This window comes from Parafrankia irregularis, from assembly GCF_001536285.1.
In the GTDB taxonomy this organism is placed as follows: Bacteria; Actinomycetota; Actinomycetes; order Frankiales; family Frankiaceae; genus Parafrankia; species Parafrankia irregularis.
The window spans coordinates 48,367-66,087 of sequence record NZ_FAOZ01000017.1; the positions used below are offsets into that span (position 1 = coordinate 48,367).

At 70.2% G+C, this 17,721-nt stretch carries 14 protein-coding genes; 6 read left to right on the top strand and 8 right to left on the bottom strand.

Annotation, left to right across the window (positions count from 1 at the left end):
* Window positions 1–141 precede the first annotated feature (141 nt).
* From AWX74_RS23070 to AWX74_RS23100, 7 genes are all read right to left on the bottom strand, one after another.
* On the bottom strand, window positions 142–2,115 hold the full coding sequence (locus tag AWX74_RS23070; RefSeq protein ID WP_091280729.1) for a hypothetical protein: 1,974 nt from the start codon (window positions 2,113–2,115) through the stop codon (window positions 142–144).
* Window positions 2,116–2,451: 336 nt separating this feature from the next.
* Window positions 2,452–3,147: an endonuclease V gene (locus tag AWX74_RS23075; RefSeq protein WP_091280731.1), complete on the bottom strand. Its 696-nt coding sequence runs from the start codon at window positions 3,145–3,147 to the stop codon at window positions 2,452–2,454.
* Between the two features lie 14 nt (window positions 3,148–3,161).
* Window positions 3,162–3,701: an NADAR family protein gene (locus tag AWX74_RS23080; RefSeq protein ID WP_242666369.1), complete on the bottom strand. Its 540-nt coding sequence runs from the start codon at window positions 3,699–3,701 to the stop codon at window positions 3,162–3,164.
* Window positions 3,702–3,945: 244 nt separating this feature from the next.
* Window positions 3,946–4,434, bottom strand: coding sequence for a barstar family protein (locus AWX74_RS23085; protein ID WP_207550394.1), 489 nt, complete (start codon window positions 4,432–4,434; stop codon window positions 3,946–3,948).
* Window positions 4,431–6,059, bottom strand: a complete 1,629-nt coding sequence (locus tag AWX74_RS23090; protein WP_091280733.1) for a ribonuclease domain-containing protein — start codon at window positions 6,057–6,059, stop codon at window positions 4,431–4,433. The genes AWX74_RS23085 and AWX74_RS23090 overlap by 4 nt, the downstream gene beginning before the upstream one ends.
* A complete protein-coding gene (locus AWX74_RS23095) occupies window positions 6,056–9,112 on the bottom strand; it encodes an ATP-binding protein (RefSeq protein ID WP_131799519.1) in 3,057 nt (1,018 codons plus the stop codon). Before AWX74_RS23095 ends, AWX74_RS23090 begins: the two co-directional genes overlap by 4 nt.
* A gap of 625 nt (window positions 9,113–9,737) precedes the next feature.
* On the bottom strand, window positions 9,738–10,487 hold the full coding sequence (locus AWX74_RS23100) for an SDR family NAD(P)-dependent oxidoreductase (RefSeq protein WP_091280739.1): 750 nt from the start codon (window positions 10,485–10,487) through the stop codon (window positions 9,738–9,740).
* A gap of 50 nt (window positions 10,488–10,537) precedes the next feature.
* On the opposite strand from AWX74_RS23100, the gene AWX74_RS23105 reads away from it, so the two are divergent.
* Both AWX74_RS23105 and AWX74_RS23110 read left to right on the top strand, forming a co-directional pair.
* A complete protein-coding gene (locus AWX74_RS23105) occupies window positions 10,538–11,140 on the top strand; it encodes a TetR/AcrR family transcriptional regulator (RefSeq protein ID WP_091280742.1) in 603 nt (200 codons plus the stop codon).
* An 8-nt stretch (window positions 11,141–11,148) separates the two neighbouring features.
* A complete protein-coding gene (locus tag AWX74_RS23110; RefSeq protein ID WP_091280744.1) occupies window positions 11,149–12,348 on the top strand; it encodes a cytochrome P450 in 1,200 nt (399 codons plus the stop codon).
* Window positions 12,349–12,376: 28 nt separating this feature from the next.
* Here the strand turns inward: AWX74_RS23110 and AWX74_RS23115 are convergent, their stop codons facing one another.
* On the bottom strand, window positions 12,377–13,123 hold the full coding sequence (locus tag AWX74_RS23115) for an SDR family oxidoreductase (protein ID WP_091281003.1): 747 nt from the start codon (window positions 13,121–13,123) through the stop codon (window positions 12,377–12,379).
* 434 nt (window positions 13,124–13,557) lie between these two features.
* Here AWX74_RS23115 and AWX74_RS23125 point away from each other — a divergent pair, with 434 nt between their 5' ends.
* The 4 genes from AWX74_RS23125 to AWX74_RS23140 all read left to right on the top strand — a co-directional run bounded on the left by AWX74_RS23125 (window position 13,558) and on the right by AWX74_RS23140 (window position 17,719).
* Window positions 13,558–14,562: an aliphatic sulfonate ABC transporter substrate-binding protein gene (locus AWX74_RS23125; protein ID WP_226931314.1), complete on the top strand. Its 1,005-nt coding sequence runs from the start codon at window positions 13,558–13,560 to the stop codon at window positions 14,560–14,562.
* On the top strand, window positions 14,559–15,494 hold the full coding sequence (locus AWX74_RS23130) for a TauD/TfdA dioxygenase family protein (RefSeq protein ID WP_193209844.1): 936 nt from the start codon (window positions 14,559–14,561) through the stop codon (window positions 15,492–15,494). The genes AWX74_RS23125 and AWX74_RS23130 overlap by 4 nt, the downstream gene beginning before the upstream one ends.
* Window positions 15,491–16,483, top strand: a complete 993-nt coding sequence (locus tag AWX74_RS23135; protein WP_091280749.1) for an ABC transporter permease — start codon at window positions 15,491–15,493, stop codon at window positions 16,481–16,483. The genes AWX74_RS23130 and AWX74_RS23135 overlap by 4 nt, the downstream gene beginning before the upstream one ends.
* A gap of 402 nt (window positions 16,484–16,885) precedes the next feature.
* On the top strand, window positions 16,886–17,719 hold the full coding sequence (locus AWX74_RS23140) for an ABC transporter ATP-binding protein (protein ID WP_091280752.1): 834 nt from the start codon (window positions 16,886–16,888) through the stop codon (window positions 17,717–17,719).
* The last annotated feature ends 2 nt before the right edge of the window (window positions 17,720–17,721 follow it).

Sequence of the window (17,721 nt, forward strand, 5' to 3'; positions counted from 1 at the left end):
TCCGGCGCATGTGCGCCGGCAGCGCAGGGTGCTGCTGGGCCTCCACGTCGTGGCGGTGTTCGCCCTGATCGCCGTCCCCTGCGGCCTGGTGGCCCTCCTCGTCCTCGGGTGAGTGGTCCACCAGGCGGCCGGCGGGTTGCGCTAGCCCGTCGCCTTGCGCAGGGCAACGGTGGCCAGTGGATGCTGGCAGAGCCCCGGGTCGCAGTCGCCCAGCACCGGCTGCCGGAAGTGGACCTTGTTGAGGACGATGAACGCGGTCTCCGGCAGGGTCTCGACCTCGACCGGCTCCACCGCCGGCTCGAACACCCGGCTCGTGGCCGACGATGTGGCCTTCTCCGTCGACCCCGACTGGCCGCGCGAGCGTGACCACTGGACGGTCCGCGCCGTGCCCCGCGACCCGTTCCTGCTGCGGTTGAACACCGGCAGGCGCTCACCCCGCCGCACCCCGACCTGGATGTTCCAGCCGTGCGAACTGTCCGTCGAGGTGCTGGTGGCGGCGCCGGTGGTCTCGTCACGGCTCCAGCCGAGGGACTCGCTGGTGCTCTGCGTCTCCTGGCTGAGCACGAAACGGTACTCGGCACCGACCAGCTCCACCGCGGCCTGCGCCTCGAGGGCGTTGTGGGTGCGCATCAGCAGCGTGACGCTGCCCGACGTGTTCAGCATCCGCTGCGCGTCCTCGCGCGCCGGGACATGCTGGTGCAGGAACATCGTCCGGACCCGGGCGTTGCGGGCATGCTGGCTGAACTCGTCGAGCACATCCCGGCCCAGCCGGTCGACACCGACGACGACGATCAGGTCATCACTGCGGTGCGGCTCGCCGTGGCGCAGATCCTCCATGAAGCGGTACAGCAGGATGCGCGCCGAAGCACCCTGATCATTGTTGAAGGTGGGAGCGGCGAGCACCGTCAGACCGGGCCGCCACAGCCCGCGACCCGGGCTCGCGACGGACTCGTCGGCACCGTCCGGCGTCGTGCCGTCCGGCGCCGCATCTTCGGATGCCGCGTCATCGGGTGCCGCGTCGTCGGGTGCCGCGTCGTCGGGTGCCGCGCGGTCGACGTGCCGCCGATCGTCGTTGCCGGCCAGCATCTCGAAGGTGTCGACGAGATAGGTCAGCTCGGTTTTCTCCTGCGGCGTCTGGCCGAACTCGTGGCTCACCTTCATGAGGTCCTTCTGCTCGCGCAGGCTCAGCACACCGCCGGCCTGGCCGCTGCCGGCACTCGTCTCGCTGAGCCGCTGCAGCACCCGCACACCCGCGGCGAGCCGGCGGAACGTCCAGGGCGGTTCGATGAGGCGGGCGACAGTCCGCACGATCGCCTCGTCGCGCCGGCGGATCTCGGCGGCGCCGCTACGACCCGGCAGCACGGCGAACGCGTCGGCGATCACCCGACCGACGGCCTCCGGGCTGAGCTCCTGGAACAGGTCGACCAGGCTGAGGTCGGTCGGGAACCGGCCGTACGGCACCGGCTGCCCCGTGCTGTACACCAGCTGGATCAGATCCTCGGCGACCTCGTGACTGGTGAGGTCGAGCACGACCACGCTGCGGTCAGCACGCATCAGCGAACCCGCGGTTGTCGCGATCATCGCCGCCCAGCCATCCCATGTGCCGCAGACGACATCCACCCGGGTCGCATCGGGAGGTCCCTGCACCGGGCGCCACTGATCCCGGGATTCGGCCTCGGTGGAGCCGCCGTGGCGCTGCTGGTCGTGCGCGTCCATCCACGCGCCTTCCCGCTCACGCCCGACGCCTTCGCGCCAGCGCGCGTACATCGACGTCAGCCCACCACCGGCAACGGCCACACCGGCCGTGGCGAACGCCGGGACGGCCAGCGACGCGCCCGTCGCCAGGCCGAGGACACCCAGCGCACCGCCCAGAACGACACCGCCGACCGCGCACGCCCTGGCCGTCGCGCCCAGCGCCGCCGCGTCTGCCGCGCCCCCGAAATGCTCGGGCGCCAGCACCGGCCGGCCGAGCGGATCCGGCACCGGCCGCTCGGCGGGGACGAACTCCCATCCCCACTGGAACCTGTCCACGCTCTGCGTCAGCAGCCGCTGGGCCAGCTCGCGCCGCCGCATCTGCGCGAGTTCGCCGGCCTTGCCAGGTACGAGCGCCGTCACGCGCCACCTCCGATGACAGGATTCATTCCCGGCTGCCTTCTGGGTACCATTGACATTCTGACCGACGCAAGAGAAAACATCCCGACAATTTCCTGCCATGCGGCCACGCCGCGATCAATCCGCGAAACACATCCCCGTCCCCGCGGGATATTTGGCGGCAAGCAATATCTTTTCAACGCCACGGATGCGCGTGACTGCCCCGTTCCAGAAAAGGCATCGCAGGCTCTCGCGCTGACAGTCCCCCCGGGCGGCACCACCCGCCTGACGGTCAGGCCGGCCGAGCTGGGCCGAGCTGGGCTGAGCTGGGCCGAGCCGAGCTGGGCTGGGCTGGGCTGATCAAACCGTGAGGCGGGCTTCGGCGAGTGCCGCGCGGCTGAGCTGGTCCGCCGTACGGGTCGTCTCCGGCAGCCGGTAGCGGGGGCAAAGATCAAGCACCCACCGGCAGGCGGAGTCGAGGTTGGTCCGATGACCGACCGAGAGGTACACCTCCCGCACACCGTCCTGTGTCCGCAACGCGGCACCCACCGCCTCACCGCCAAGGATGATCGGCGCCCGTTCGCCCCGGTGCGGCCCGGGGGCGGAGTGCTCGCCCACGAACGGGGTCTTCGCCACGCCGATCGTCGGCAGACCCACGGTCACGCCGAGATGGCAGGCCAGACCGAACCGCCGCGGGTGCGCGATGCCATGCCCGTCACACACCAGCAGGTCCGGCGGCGCCGCCAGCTGAGGCAGGACCGCTTCCCACGCCTCGAGCAACGGCGGCAGCTCCCGGAACGACAGCAGCCCCGGAACGTACGGAAACGTCACCCGCCCCGCTGCCGTCGCCGAGGCGATCAGCTCCCAGCGCGGCGCGGCGAGGACCACCACCGCTCCCGCGAGCAGATCCGTGTCGGTGTCGTACGCGACGTCGAACCCGGCCACCGTCGCGACCTGCTCCGGCCCGGGCACGTCGGCCTCCACCAGCCGCCGCAGCTCGGCCTGCAGTGCCTCGGCGTCCTCGACCGTCTCGACCGACGCATGACGGGAGCTCACCGGCCCGGTCTCCCTCAGCGCCCGGGCTGCCGGGTGACGGCTGGCCGGCCGGGGTTGGCGAGCACGCCGCGGACGTCCATCAGCGCGAAGCCGAGCAGGTTCAGGCCGGGCCACTGCGCCGGGTGACCGGCCCGCTCATCGGAGGCGGCCAGGCCGATACCCCAGATCGCGTCAAGCGGGCTGGCCTCGACGAGGATGTCGGACCCGGTACTCAGGAGGTACCCGCGAAGGTCGTCGTGCTGGCCGAACTTGGCCGTGTTGCCGGCGACGACGACGTCGTGGCGGTGCCGCTCCCAACGGGCATCGTCATATCCCCGAACACGACGGCCGAGCGCCTTCGCGCGCCCCGGGTCCGGCGCGGCCAGGATCTCCTCCGCCGTCTCGTCGTCCCCGAACAGCCTGGCCTTGCGTTCCATCATGAAATGCTCGGCGCTGGCGTACCGGCGGCCCTCCACGGTGAACTCGACCGCCCACCACTGGCTCAGACAACCCGGCCCGACCCCACCGCCCGCCGGGCGCCGATGCCCCCAGAAGTACCGGAACGCCAGTGGCACACCAGCCTCCTCGGCCGCCACCAGTTCGGCCACCGACCGAGGAGGATTTCTCGGCTCGGCTGCGGACGGAACCCCCGACATCGACATGGCGCTACTCCCCCATTCCAACCAACCGAGCGGAAAACCTACCGGGATGGGCCGATCCGTCGGGTACGAGGGGCGCTCACGCCTACCAACGGTGCAACGGCGGCAGCTCCCGGAACGACATCAAGTCCCGGAACGTACGAGTTCCGGCGTGGACAGTTCAGACCGCCAGCAGGCCCGAGAAGGCGGACAGTGCCTCCGCATGGTCGGTGAGAAGAGCTGTCACGGTCCGCTCACCCTGCGCCGGTGTATGAGCGCTGCCACACAGCTCGGTCAGCTCTTCGACGAGCCAGCCGAGCTCCTCCTGCCTGGCCTGGGACAACACCTGGGAGAAATCGGAAAAAACCAGGATGACGGCGTCAGCCGGCACCTGGAAGTCGTACAGGCTGTCGTGCAGGGCATCCCAGTTTCCGCCGAAGTAGGCGGGGAACTGGAGGACGGCGGCGAGTTCATCGAAGAGACCAGCCGAGGTACGGCAGCGGGAACCGCGCACGTGCAGCGTCCGCACACGCGGCGGGGCTGCGGCGAGATCCAGTTTGTGGTAAAGCTCGGCAACCAGCCGGCCAGCGGCTGCCAGCCCATCGACTGGTACCGCATAAACACCACCAAACACGCCGCCTGCGATCACTTCTATGGGGTTCTGTGTCAACGGAACCTCTTCCAGCTCTGGTAGTGGTCGTCGGTGCGGTAGTGCGATCCATCGTCCCCGACGACGAATCTTCGGTCGTTACGCTGCACACCGTCGTATGGGTCGCGGTCGTACTCGGTGTACGCGATGGGTGTACCGTCCTCGGTCGTCTCGGGAAGCCGCGGCTCGGACCTGTTCTTGTACTCGGTACCACCGGAGTACTCACCGGGCTGCAGGCCGGAGTACGGCTTTCTGGGAACCGCCTCCCGCCTGACACCCGCCACGTCGCCGGCCGGGCCGGTGACGTCAGGTACCCCACCCCAGGGGATGTCCCCACCGTCGCCCTCGGTGTCCGTGGTGGTGGGCGCGTCATGGCTGTCCTGGTCGGCGGCTCCCGGGGTGCGGTCGAGAGCATCAGCCATGTCCTGAGTGGTGGAAGGCTCGGCCGGTGCCTCGGAAGTGTCGGTCTGCCGGCCGAGGTCGTCGGTCACTTCAGGACGGATCTCCTGATCACCCGTGCTCTGAGCGGTGGGAGTGTCTCCGTCCGCCGGACCGTCGGTCATCCGACCGTCGGGGCTTTCAGACAACCCACGCGCCTCGCCGGCGTTTCCCTCCGCCGACGATTCAGAGTCACTCATCACAGCAGCACCGTCGGGCTGACCGTCGCCGAAATCGCCAGTGCGTGTTTCGGCGGGTCGTTCGGGCAGTGCCCTCTCCTGCGCTGAAACGTCGCTCGCATCACCGTCGGATGTCGACTCGTCCCCGACCCCGCCGTCACCGACGGGATCATCTTCGCCTGTGGGAGTCTCCGTGCCCACCGGGTCATCCGCTCCCGGGTCGTCCGGGCTGTCGAGGAATGCGCGTGCGTCGCCGGCGATCGATTCGGCCAACGCCTCGGAGTCGCTCATGGCGGCTGAGTCGTCGGCAGCGTTGTCGAGGGTCTCGCCGGTGCGCGTTTCGGTGGGTCCGTCGGTCGGCTCGGCGGGTCCCTCGGTCGGGGTTGCCTCAGGTACCGGGGCGTCGTCGAAAACACTCTCGGGCGTCGCCGCGTCCTCGATCTCGCCGGTGCCGGTGCCGGTGGAGGTGACGGTGGCGGTGTCAGCGGAGATCGGACCGTCCGCTCCCGGGCCGTCCGGGTCGTCCGGGTCGTCGAGGAATCCGCGCGCGTCGCCGGCGATCGACTCGGCCAACGCCTCCGAGTCGCTCATCACGACAGAGCTGTCGGCCTCACCATCGACGGATTCGTCGTACTCGCCGTCCTGCGATGTGTCGGTGGCGTCCGTCTCGCCGCCGTGCGCCCCGGTGGGCGGTCCTTCGGCGAGGTGCTGCGTCTCCGTCCGCTGCGGCGTCTCGGTGGGCTGTGGTGTCTCAGTGAGCTGCGATGCCTCGGTGGGCTGTGCGTCGATGAATGCTTCGGTGGTGCCCGCATCGGTCCGAACTGCCGGGGACTCGGTGTCCTCCGGAGGAACGTTCAGGTCGCGGGAATCCCCGGCGAGCAGGTCGGCAAGCGCCTGCGAATCGCTCTCCTCCGGCCCGACGGAATCCTCGTCGGTGCCGAAATCGCCCTCCGGACCAGCCCACCCTTCCTCGACGAGGCCCGCCGAGTCACTGAGGCCCGCCAGGTCACCGACACCTTCGACAGTCATGTCTCCGCCTCCGCCTGCGGGCCCTTTCGCCCGCGGCCAGCCGGCGGTTTCTCGAAGAGCCGGACGATCGGGTCGAGCTTGCCGACGCAGGCGCGGGCGAAGGCCCGGCGCAGGTACAGCCTGCCGGTCGCGCCGGCCACCTCGACCTGCGCCGCCGTGAGCCCGCTCGCGTCGGGATCACCTACCGCCACCCGGTGGCTGCCGGTGGCATTCGCCGGATGCTCCCGGAAGACCCGCATCTGTTCGACGACGTCCGCGCCGTCGAGGATCAGCCCACGCCGAGCCCACCGCTCGGTGTGTGGATGCGGGCCCCCGGGGGATCCAGGCTCGGCCTGTGCGACAGCGGCGTCCAGATGGCCTCGGACGTCATGCCACCGGTAGACGCCGGCCTGGAAGCGGCGATGGTCCTCTGTGGGGGGTGGGCGCAGGCCCAGCCGGGCGGTGAGGTCGGCCAGGATGTGGTCGGCGAGGTCGGCGGGGTCGAGCCAGCGGCGCAGCAGCGGGCGGCGGGCGTCGACGGCCCGTTCGACCGCATGGGCCAACGCGCAGTCACGCTGGCGCGGCGGCAGCCGCAGCAGCCAGTCCGACAGCGCCGGGGCCGGGTCGACAGGATGCACCCCGGCGACGGTCGCGGCGACGACCGCCTCCACCCACAGGACGAGCAGCGGGGACGTCGAGTCGTGCCGGGCCTCGTTCATCGCGCGCAGTGTGCAGGGGGCCGTCCGGCAGTCCGGTGGGCACAGGTCGCTGCGCGCCGCCCGCAGCGGTGGCAGGTGGCTCGCCCGTTCGGTGGACTCCGACCGCTCCCCGTGGCCCATCCGCACCAGCAGCGGCCGGTCCATGCCGTCCAGGGCGACCGCCGCCTGGCCGGGCGGCAGCGCGACCACATGCTCGGACTGTTCCTCGCGCAGGTTCATGGTCGCCCCGACGCTGGCCCGGTCGTCGGCGGCGGGCAGCCGGTGCATCACCTTCAGCGCCGTGTTCTTCAGGACGTCCGGAATGATCTTCGAGGGGATCTGCTCGACGACCACGACGCCTTCGCCGTAGGCGCGGATCTCGGCGAGCAGGCCGGCGAACAGCTCGACCGCGTTGCCGGCCGGGCCGTCGGCGTCGCGGCGCAGCAGCCGGTGCGCCTCCTCGATCACCAGGACGTGCCGGAGCCGGTCGTCGCCCGGCGACGGCGGGTTCGTCCGCAGATACTCGACGATGCGGATCAGGACGACGCCCATGAGGAACGCCTTGTCCTGGTCGCTGGTGACGCGGTCCAGCTCCAGCACGACGTTGCCGCGCAGCAGCGCACCGACGTCCAGTGGATGCCCGCCTTCGAAGAAGCGGCCCGGCGTGCCCTCACGCAGCCCGCGCAGGCGCACGTCGACCAGGCCGCGGACGTTGTCGCGGACCTCCCGGCCGTAACCGATGTCGTCGACGACCCGCTGCGCGACGACACGCAGCTCACCGAGGGTCGGGTAGCGGGCACGGACGTCGCGGGGCACCTCGTCGACGAACAGCTTCGGGCGCCGCCCGGGGCGCGGCTCGCCGGTGACCATGTCCCAGCCGGTGTTCGCGTAGACCTCGGCGAGGGCGATCGAAAGGATCTGCGGCACCGGGTTGTCGGCGTTGAACGCGGCCAGGAACAGCTCGCGGACCAGGTCGGCGTGGCTCTGCAGCGGGTAGCCGGGCTCGGGTTCGAGCGGGTTCAGGCAGCCCGGCGGATCGTCCGGCACCCCGGGGCGCAGGACGGTCACCGTGTCGTCGGCGCGGATCCGGCCGGCCATCCGCGCGTACTCGGCCTTCGCCGGCTCGATGACCAGCCACGGCACCCGGTCACCGGGCCGCTCGGGAGCGGACAGCTCGGTCAGCAGCGTGCGGGCGGTCTGGGACTTGCCCGAGCCCGTCGCGCCGCAGAGGAAGGCATGCCGGTTCAGCGTCGGGCGGGTCACGACGAACGTTCCGGCGTCGGCGTAGGCCGGGTCGAGGACCGTGCCGATCGGGAAGCCGTCGTCGTCGGTGCGGTCGCGGGTGACGTCGAACCGGTGCGGCGTGAGCAGGCGGACGCCCGGGAGCTCGCGGGCCGGCGGGCGGGCGAGTGCGGCGAGCAGCTCGCTGGAGGCGGCGAACGGTGCGGTGGGGACGAAGATGTCCGCGAGGTCGAACGGGTCCGGCGGCCCGGGCTGCCAGCCGCCCTGTGCGGCGTACGGCGGTCTGTCATGCCCCGGTGGCTCGGCAGCGGCCTCGGCCAGGCTGCCGGGACGGCCCGAGGGGACCAGGGTGTACGGCAGGCCACCGAGCTCCGCGGCACCGCACAACAGTGACGCGGCGGCCCCCGCACCAGCGGCCGTGTCGGACCCGACCAGCACCCGGACGTCCCACATCCCCGCGCCGCCGTAGCGGGCGAGCTCGCGGTAGCGGGCCTCGGCGCGTTCCAGCTCCGCCCACCGGGACCCCTGCGCCGCCTCGCGCAGCATGGGAATGCCGATCTCAAGCCGGTCCTTGTCCGCCTGGACGAGGTCGGCGGGCCGTGGCTGCGCGAGCACCATCCAGGCGAACGGGTGCGCGAGATGTGCGGCATGTTCGTCGAACGAGCCGCGGCGATGCTGCCAGACCTCCTCGTCGGACAGTGACCAGAGGGCGTCGGGTGCGCCCAGGCAGGGCAGCCACACCGGGAACTCGGCGAGCAGCCGGTCGACCTCGCCGCCGGTGGCCTCGACGCCGCTCGCGCCCGGCGGGAAGAGCAGCCCGCGGGTGCCGTCCACCCGGGCCGGGCCGGGTGCCGCTCCCGGCAGGAACGGCCGGCCTCCCAGCAGAAAGACGAACCGTTCCTGACCAGACCTGGCGGCCTGCGCCGTCCGCACCGTCGGTTCCGCCGGCTTCGTCGGCTTCTCCGGCAGGCGTAACCACGCGGCGAAGAACAGCGGACTGCGCGCCCCCGGCACACCGGCACCGAACTCATCGGAACCGGCGAACTCGTCCAGGCCGGCGGGGTCATCAGGGCCGTCGATGACGTCGACGACGTCGGCCCCGGACGTGGTCAGGCTCTGGAATGTGGCGTGCATGGAGGTAACCGCGGCGAAAAGCTGCGCGGGGGCCGGATCGCGAACCTGCGGATCCTCAGGCGGCCGAGGTGCGGAGACCAGGCGGTAGGCCCGGACGCCACCGAGAACACCTCCGGCGCTGGGCCGGCCCCCCGCCCGGCCCGGAATCAGCCGGCCGGACACGCCAGGCCACCGCCCCTGCAGTGGCGTGACCTGCGTACCTGTCTGACGACCATGATGCCCCCGCAATCCTGGCCTTCGCGCCCGAAGCGCCACCGTGGCGCCTCATCTGCAGCCCGACCTGCATCCTCACTGTGGACTCTGGCAAGCACGGGAGACAACGGCCGATGCATCCAGATTGTTCCACAGAGTGATCCCGGGAAATCGGGCTGGACCTGGTCACAGGCTGCCAGGCTGCGGCACCATGTCTCCCGCCGCCGCCGCGACGGTTGTCGCCGAGCAAGAAGAGAGGATTCTGGCTGCTACAGCAACCGAAATCCTCCCTTCTTGCGGATTGCCAAGCGACTCCGTGCCGCAATTGTCCGCATTAGCCTGCTACATGATCCAGAACAATCCAGATCCTCGGCTCTCTGGACGGACTCGGCCCCGGGAGGCGAGTGATCGCCATAGGCGCTGAGGCGGCGTACTAGATGTACATGCCACCGTTGACGCCGATGATCTGGCCGGTGATGTAGGCAGCGTCGTCGGAGACGAGGAACGAGACGGCGCCGGCGATGTCGGCGGGCGTGCCGGCCCGGCCGAGCGGGACCATGTTGCTGACCGCCGCGAGGAACTGTTCCGCACCGCCGGCCTGACCCGCCTCGCGGTGCGACATCGGGGTATCGACAAGCGTCGGCGGAATCGTGTTGACGGTGATGCGGTGCTCGGCGAGCTCCCGGGCCAACGCCTTGGTGAGGCCGATGACCCCACCCTTGCTCGAGACGTAGTGGGCCATCGCCGGCGCGCCCGACTGCGCGCTCGAGGACGAGATCGTGACGACCCGGCCGTACTTCGCCTCGATCATGTCCGTCACCGCGGCCTGGATCGTGTGGAAGACGCCGGTGAGGTTCACCGCGATCATCCTGTCCCAGGTCTGCTGGTCGAGCTGCACGAACGGGACCATGTTCGAGATGCCGGCGTTCGCGACGACGATGTGGATCGGCCCGAACGTCTCCCGCACCGTCGCGTAGGCGGCCTCGATCGAGGCACGGTCGGAGACGTCGACGGTAAGCGGGAGGGCGGTGCCACCGGCCGCGGTGAGCTCGGCGGCGAGCTTCTCGACCTTGTCCCCCTGCCAGTCGAGCATCGCGACCTGGTGACCGTCCGCCACCAGCCGGGTGGCGATCCCAGAGCCGATGCCCTCGGCGGCGCCTGTGACGACTGCGACCCGAGCCATGCGTTTCTCCCTACTGGACACCGAGTTTTGACGCGTGTAAAAGTACGTCCATGAGCGGGGCGGGGCAAGAGATCCGGGCGCGGGGCTCCCGCGCGCACGAGACACGTGACCGGATTGTCGATGCCACGATCCAGCTCCTGGCCCGAGAGGGGTATGGCAGCATCACGACACGGCGCATCGGAGAGGTCGCCGGCGTGAAGTACCAGCTCGTCCACTACTACTTCGCATCGATGGAGGATCTCTTCATCGATGCGTTCCGGCGCGGGGCCGAGGAAAACCTCGCGCGCCTGGCCGAAATCACTGACGGCGAGGCATCACTACGCAGGTTCTGGAAGGTCAACTCCGACGCCGGTGCCAGTAGAGTCATGGTGGAGTTCGTCGCTCTGGCCCAGCGTCACCCCGCACTGCGACTCGAGATCGCGACCTACGCGCGACGTTTCCGCGCAGCCCAGCTCGAGTTCGCACGCGCCGCCCTCGCCCGCGAGTCGCTCGCTGCCGACCACATACCGCCGGTGGTCATCCTCCTGCTCACCACCGGCCTGGCGCAGCTCGAGGCGCACGACCGTCTGATCGGTCTGACCGACGGGCACGACGAGACCCGTACCTGGATCGAGAACTGGCTCGCCGCCAACACCACCCCGGTAAAGGAATGAGACGACGCATGACCGCCACCGACCTCTACTGGGACCCGTTCCGCCACGACATCTGGGTGGACCCGTACCCCGTCTACAAGCGCCTGCGTAACGAGGCCCCGGTCTACTACAACGAGGAGCACGACTTCTACGCCTTCGCGCGTTGGGACGACGTCGACCGCGGCCTGCCTGACGTCGAGCATTTCAGCAACGCCCGCGGCAACATCTACGAGTTCATCAAGTCCGGTATCGAGATGCCCCCGGGCAGTGTGATCTTCGAGGACCCGCCGAGCCACGGCATCCACCGCCGTCTGGTCTCACGCCTGTTCTCGCCGGGCGCCGTCAAGGCCCTGGAACCGAAGATCCGTGAATATGTCGCAGGCCGGCTCGACCCGGTGCAGGGCGGCGACGGCTTCGATGTCATCGACATTCTCTCGGACAAGGTGCCGATGCGCGTCATCGGCATGCTCGTCGGGATTCCCGAGGAGATGCAGCAGTCGGTCCGTGACCAGACCGTCGCCCACCTCAAGACCGAGGAGGGCGGCAAGCTGGACGCGGAGGCGTCGCAGATCTCCACCGACATCTTCGAGAGCTACCTCGACTGGCGCATCGCCAACCCCTCCGACGACATCATGACCAAACTCCTCAACGTGGAGTTCGAGGACCACGACGGCACCACCCGAAAGCTCACCCGCGACGAGATCCTGGTCTACTGCGCCGTCATCGCCGGTGCGGGGAACGAGACCACCGGCCAGCTCATGGGATGGATCGGCAAGATCTTCGGCGAGGAGAGGAACCACGCCCAGTACCAGGAGGTAGTCGCCGACCCGTCACTGGCAGGCCAGGCAGTGGAGGAGATCCTCCGCCTGGAGCCGGTCGGCCAGGCCGTGGGCCGCTACGTGACGAAGGACGTCGAGTTCCACGGCCAGACTATCCCCGAGGGCAGCACGGCGCTGTTCATCGTCGGATCCGCCGGACGGGACGAGACCAAGTTCGCCAACGCCGACGACCTCGACATCCACCGGGACATCACGCAGCAGCGCAGCTTCGGCTACGGCCTGCACTACTGCCTCGGCGCGAACCTCGCCCGCATGGAGGGACGCATCGTTCTCGAGGAGCTGGTGAAGCGTTTCCCGAAGGGGTGGGACGTCGACTGGGACGGCGCCAGGCTCGCGAGCACCTCGACGGTGCGCGGCTGGGAGAAGCTTCCGATCGTCCTGCGGAAGTAGCGGCTGCGCACCGGGCTCAGCACCCGGCTCAGCACCCGGCTCGGTGCTCAAGCCACTCGCGGTAGGTGGTCTTCGCGAGGATCGCACCCTCCCTGGCGATGAGGGCGTCCCCCGGCACCGCGGAGAACAGGCCCGCGCGGTCATCGGTGATGACCGCGCGGTGGTCGCCGTGCGCCGCCAGGGTGATCCGGCCGAGCTCATCGAGCGCGAAGACCTCGGGGCCGGCGATGTCGCGAGTGCCCCGCAACGGAGCGCCGACACAGACGTCGGCCACCGCATCGGCGACGTCCGCCGCGGCGATGGGCTGGACGGGTGTTGCCGGCAGCCGCACGACGCTCTCGTCCGCGGTCCAGGACAGCACCGTGTCGACGAACTCGAAGAACTGCGTGGCGCGGACGATGGAGTACGGGACAGGCCCCGCCTTGAGGATGTCCTCCTGCAGCACCTTCGCGCGGTAGTGGGCCACCTCCGGCACCTGGTCGACTCCCACGATCGACAGGATGGCCGCGTGGCCGACGCCGCCCGCCTCGGCGGCCGTCAGCATGGTGTCCATCGTCCGCCGGAAGAACGCGGGCGAGGCATCGTCGAACGTCGGCGAGTTGGTCAGGTTCACCGCGACGTCGGCGCCTTCCAAGGCCTCGGGCAGGCCCTGCCCGGTAGTCAGATCCACGCCGGTGGAGCGCGAGAGCGACCTGGCCTCGTGCCCGCCCGCCGCCAGGATCCGGACCACCTGGGAACCGATGAGCCCGGTGCCGCCGAAGACAGCGATCTTCATCTCCCGTGCCTCCCTGGTCGAGGGACGACGTTCGGCCGCCACGCGGGCGGCGCCCGTCACGGCAGGACTACCCGTCTGCGGCGACCGACAGACCGCGGACCGCGGACCACTCATCACTGACCGGCGACCGGCGACCGGCGACCGGCGACCGGCGACCGGCGACCGGCGGAGTCTGACGCGGGCGCGCGCGCGGACCGCCGACCAAGTACAGCTTTTCCACCAACTAAGTTGACAAACAGCTGACTTAAATGCTTCAGTGAGCAGGTCACGGCGCCAGCCCGGCCCCCTCGGGGCCGCCACTCCCCCTCCCCTTCTCCCTTCTCCGTCGCGCAGGGCGCCGCGCGCGGCCATCCACGTTCACGAGGAGTCCCGTGTTCCCGCCTGCCCTCCGGGCTGGCCGAGGCCGGCCACGCCGCACTGCGGTTCTGACAGTGATGTCCACCTTTTTCGCCGTCCTCGCGCTGGCCGCCTGCGGCTCGGACGCCGACTCAGCCGGCTCGGCGGACGCACCGACGACGGCCGTGACCAGCTACCCGACCACGATCCCGGCCAACACCACGCTGCGCGTCGGCGACCAGAACCAGCTCAAGGCCACCCTCGACCTGGCCGGCCAGAGCACCGGCACGCCGTACAAGGTCGACTGGTCGACGTTCGCCTCCGGACCGCTGCTGCTGGAGGCGTTCCGGGCGAGCGCGGTGGACATCGGCGTCGTCGCCGACACGCCGCCGGTGATCGCCGCGGCCTCCGGGCAGGACCTCGCGGTGATCGCCGCCTGGAACAACCCGCCCGGGCAGCTGGCCCTCACCACCAAGCCCGGCAGCCCCATCCGCTCGGTCGCGGACCTGAAGGGCAAGAAGGTCGCGATCACGACCGGGACAATCCTGCAGGCCTACCTGTTGCGGTCGCTGGACTCCGTGGGCCTGGAGCAGAAGGACGTCAGCATCGTCAATCTGGCGATCACCGACATCTCGGCCGCGCTGGCCCGCGGCGACGCCGACGCAGGTGTGACGGTCGAGCCGCTCTCCACGGCCTACCTGCAGGCCAACCCGACCGCGCACAAGATCGACGGCGCCGATGCCTCGCCGATGGTGCAGTACCTGATCACCACCCGCAGGGTGCTGTCCGACCCGGCGAAGCAGGCCGCGCTCGGTGATTTCATCCAGCGCTGGATGAAGGCCGTCGACTGGCGTGACAGCCACACCGAGGAATACATCGACAAGTACTACGTGGAGCAGCTGAAGGTGCCGGTCAGCACTGCGAAGGTGCTGGTGGGAACGGGCGTCCCCTCCACCTTCGTCCCGATCGACGCGACCAGCATCAGCGGCGCGCAGAAGCTCGCCGACCTCTTCTACAGCAGCGGCGTCCTGCCCAAGAAGGTCGACATCTCGAAGGTTTTCGACGCCCGTTACAACTCGGCGGTCAAGGAGGCCCAGAAGTGACCATCACCAGCGAAACCGCGAACGTGGACGAATCCCGGTCGGAGGTCGGCCTGGACATCCGCCCGATGTCCGGCTACATCGGCGCCGAGATCTTCGGAATCGACCTGACCGGGCCGATCGAGCCCCAGGTCGTCGCCGAGGTCCGGGCCGCCCTGCTGAAGTGGAAGGTGGTGTTCTTCCGCGACCAGCACATCACCCCCGCCCAGCAGATCGCCTTCGGCCGGCTCTTCGGCCAGGTCACCCCGGGGCACCCGACCCTGCCGACGCTCGAAGGCCACCCGGAGGTCTTCCCGCTGGACTCCCGGGCCTACGCGGACGTCTCGTCCGAATACCAGGTCCGCAGCCTTTGGCACACCGACGTGACGTTCGTGCACAACCCGCCGATGGGCTCCATCCTGCGCGGCGTGGTCATCCCGCCCTACGGTGGCGACACACAGTGGACGAACCTGGCCGTCGCCTACGAGACGCTGTCGAAGCCGATCCGGGACCTCATCGACGGTCTGCACGCGGTGCACGTCAACCAGATCATTCTGGAGCGTGGTGACGGCAGCAAACTGCAGAAAATGTTCACCAGGACGTCCTACGAGACGGTGCACCCGGTGGTGCGCGTTCATCCGGAGACCGGCGAGCGGGTCCTTTTCGTCAGCCCGAACTTCACCCAGCGGATCGTCGAGCTTTCCAACACCGAAAGCCAGCAGGTCCTCGACCTGCTGTTCAGCCACCTGGCGACACCGGCGTTCACCGTCCGGTTCCGGTGGCAGCCCGACAGCATCGCCTTCTGGGACAACCGTGCCACCGCCCACCTGGTTCCGACCGACTACGGCCACCTCGGCTTCGACCGGGTGATGCACCGGATCACGATCGCCGGCGACGTCCCGGTCGGTGTGGACGGCAGCCGGTCCGAGTCGCGTGAAGGCGAGTCCTTCGCGTGAGCACCTCGCTCGTCCTCGGTGGCCGCGGCGGCAACGCCGAGGCCGGGAGCGGGACCGGGGCCGCCGGGACAGGGACCGGCCGGGCCACGGCCGGCGGAGACACGGCCGGCGGAGCCGGTGACGCTGTGGCGACGTCCGGGGTGGTCGTCGCCGCTCCGGCTCCCGGTGCGGCGGGGCCGGGCCGTGTCGCGCTCGCGCTCGCCGACCCGGACCGCGCCCGCCGCAGGCCGGTACCGAAATGGCTGCGCCGGATGCTCGGGCCGGTGCTCCTGGTCGTCTTCTGGCAGATCGGCTCGTCGACCGGGCTGATCCAGGCTGACATCCTCGCCGGGCCGTGGACCGTGCTGCACACCGGCTACGACCTGGCGGCGGACGGCACCCTGGGCGAGAACCTGGTGATCTCCCTGCGCCGGGTCGCGCTCGGGCTCGCGCTCGGGGTGGGTGTCGCCGTGGTGCTCGCCCTGGTGTCCGGGCTGTTCCAGCTCGGCGAGGACCTGGTGGACGCACCCGTGCAGATCCTGCGGGCGGTTCCCATCCTCGGCCTGGTGCCGCTGGCGATCGTCTGGTTCGGCATCGGCGAGCAGGTGAAGGTGTTCCTGGTCGCGCTCGGCACCGCGTTCCCGGTGTACATCAACACCTTCGCGGCGATCCGCGGCGTGGACAGCCGGTTCGTGGAGCTGGCCCGCACCGTCCGGCTCGGCCGCCTGGGACTGATCCGCCGGGTGGTGCTGCCCGGCGCGCTGCCCGGGTTCCTCGTCGGCCTGCGGTTCGCGTTCACGATCTCCTGGCTGATCCTCGTGGTGAGCGAGCAGATCAACGCCTCCAGCGGGATCGGCTACCTCATGGACCAGGCGCGCACGTTCGGCCAGACCGACGTCATCGTCGTCGGTCTCGCGGTCTACGGCGTCCTCGGTCTGCTCTCCGACGCCCTTGTCCGGCTACTCGAACGCCGCGCGCTGGCCTGGCGCCGCGGCCTGGAGGCGACTTGACGTCCTCCTCCGTGTGAACACGGAGGATTTCGCTACACGAAAGTTGCTTCGCGTAGTCGAGGTTCACGGTTCACCAGCACCGGCAACCCAATGCCTCCCCGCGCAGTCACCGCGCGCCCCGCGGCGATGTTCGCTGTAACACTCACGCCCACGTCGGCGCGTGTACTCGCAGTCAATACACCGGAACCACGCTTGGCTCTCGCGCAGCTCCGAAGCCACACCCTACCGAAGGGATGCCTGCATGCCTGCCAGGAAAACTGTGCCTCCCCGTGTCCTAAGTGTTTCCCCACCGGGCACGCTCTCCGCAAAGGCGATCCGGGCGGATCGGCTTTCCCTCCCCCACTCCGCGGGAGACCTGCTTCCTCCCCGGCCTGAAAGCCAGGGCATCTCCCAGGGGTTTCGATGACCACTGCGGTCGCCACCAGCACCGGCACAGCTGCCGTCACGCCCAGGAGCAACGGTCCGTCCGGTCCGGCGGTCTGGGTTCGCGGGGTGCGTCGCGAGTTCGCCGGCAGGCAGGTGCTGGCCGGCGTCGATCTGGACATCGCGGCGGGTGAGTTCGTCGCGCTGCTCGGCCGGTCCGGCTCGGGCAAGAGCACCCTGCTGCGCATCCTCGCCGGTCTCGACACGGACGCCACCGGGAAGGCGATCGTCCCCGAGCGGGGCGCCGTCGTCTTCCAGGACCCGCGGCTGCTGCCGTGGGCTCGGGTGCTGGACAACGTGGTCCTGGGCCTGCGGGCCCGTGACGCACGTGCCCAGGCCACCGCGGCACTGGCCGAGGTCGGCCTCGCCGGCAAGGAGCGGGCCTGGCCGGCGACGCTGTCCGGCGGCGAGGCCCAGCGGGCGGCGCTGGCCCGGGCCCTGGTCCGCTCCCCCGGCCTGCTGCTGCTCGACGAGCCGTTCGGCGCGCTCGACGCGCTCACCCGCATCCGGATGCACAGCCTGTTGCGCGACCTGTGCCGGCGCCACCGGCCGGCAGTGCTGCTGGTGACGCACGACGTCGACGAGGCGATCCTGCTCGCCGACCGGGTCGCCGTCCTCACCGACGGTCGGCTGTCGCTGGACGAGCCGGTCCGGCTCGGGGACGTGCGCACCCGCGCCAACCCCGAGTTCGCCGCCCTGCGGGCCCGCCTGCTGGCCGAGCTCGGTGTGGCCGACGACGAGGCCGAGCAGGTCGACACCGAGCAGCAGGACGGCTCTGGGCGGGGCGACATCGAGCGGGTCGAAGGCCGGTAGCC

Excerpts from the sequence above, each read along its gene's own strand:
- AWX74_RS23090 (WP_091280733.1), bottom strand. The coding sequence starts at position 6,059 with ATGACTGTCGAAGGTGTCGGTGACCTGGCGGGCCTCAGTGACTCGGCG.
- AWX74_RS23095 (WP_131799519.1), bottom strand. The coding sequence starts at position 9,112 with ATGCACGCCACATTCCAGAGCCTGACCACGTCCGGGGCCGACGTCGTC.
- AWX74_RS23100 (WP_091280739.1), bottom strand. The coding sequence starts at position 10,487 with ATGGCTCGGGTCGCAGTCGTCACAGGCGCCGCCGAGGGCATCGGCTCT.
- AWX74_RS23105 (WP_091280742.1), top strand. The coding sequence starts at position 10,538 with ATGAGCGGGGCGGGGCAAGAGATCCGGGCGCGGGGCTCCCGCGCGCAC.
- AWX74_RS23110 (WP_091280744.1), top strand. The coding sequence starts at position 11,149 with ATGACCGCCACCGACCTCTACTGGGACCCGTTCCGCCACGACATCTGG.
- AWX74_RS23115 (WP_091281003.1), bottom strand. The coding sequence starts at position 13,123 with ATGAAGATCGCTGTCTTCGGCGGCACCGGGCTCATCGGTTCCCAGGTG.
- AWX74_RS23125 (WP_226931314.1), top strand. The coding sequence starts at position 13,558 with ATGTCCACCTTTTTCGCCGTCCTCGCGCTGGCCGCCTGCGGCTCGGAC.
- AWX74_RS23140 (WP_091280752.1), top strand. The coding sequence starts at position 16,886 with ATGACCACTGCGGTCGCCACCAGCACCGGCACAGCTGCCGTCACGCCC.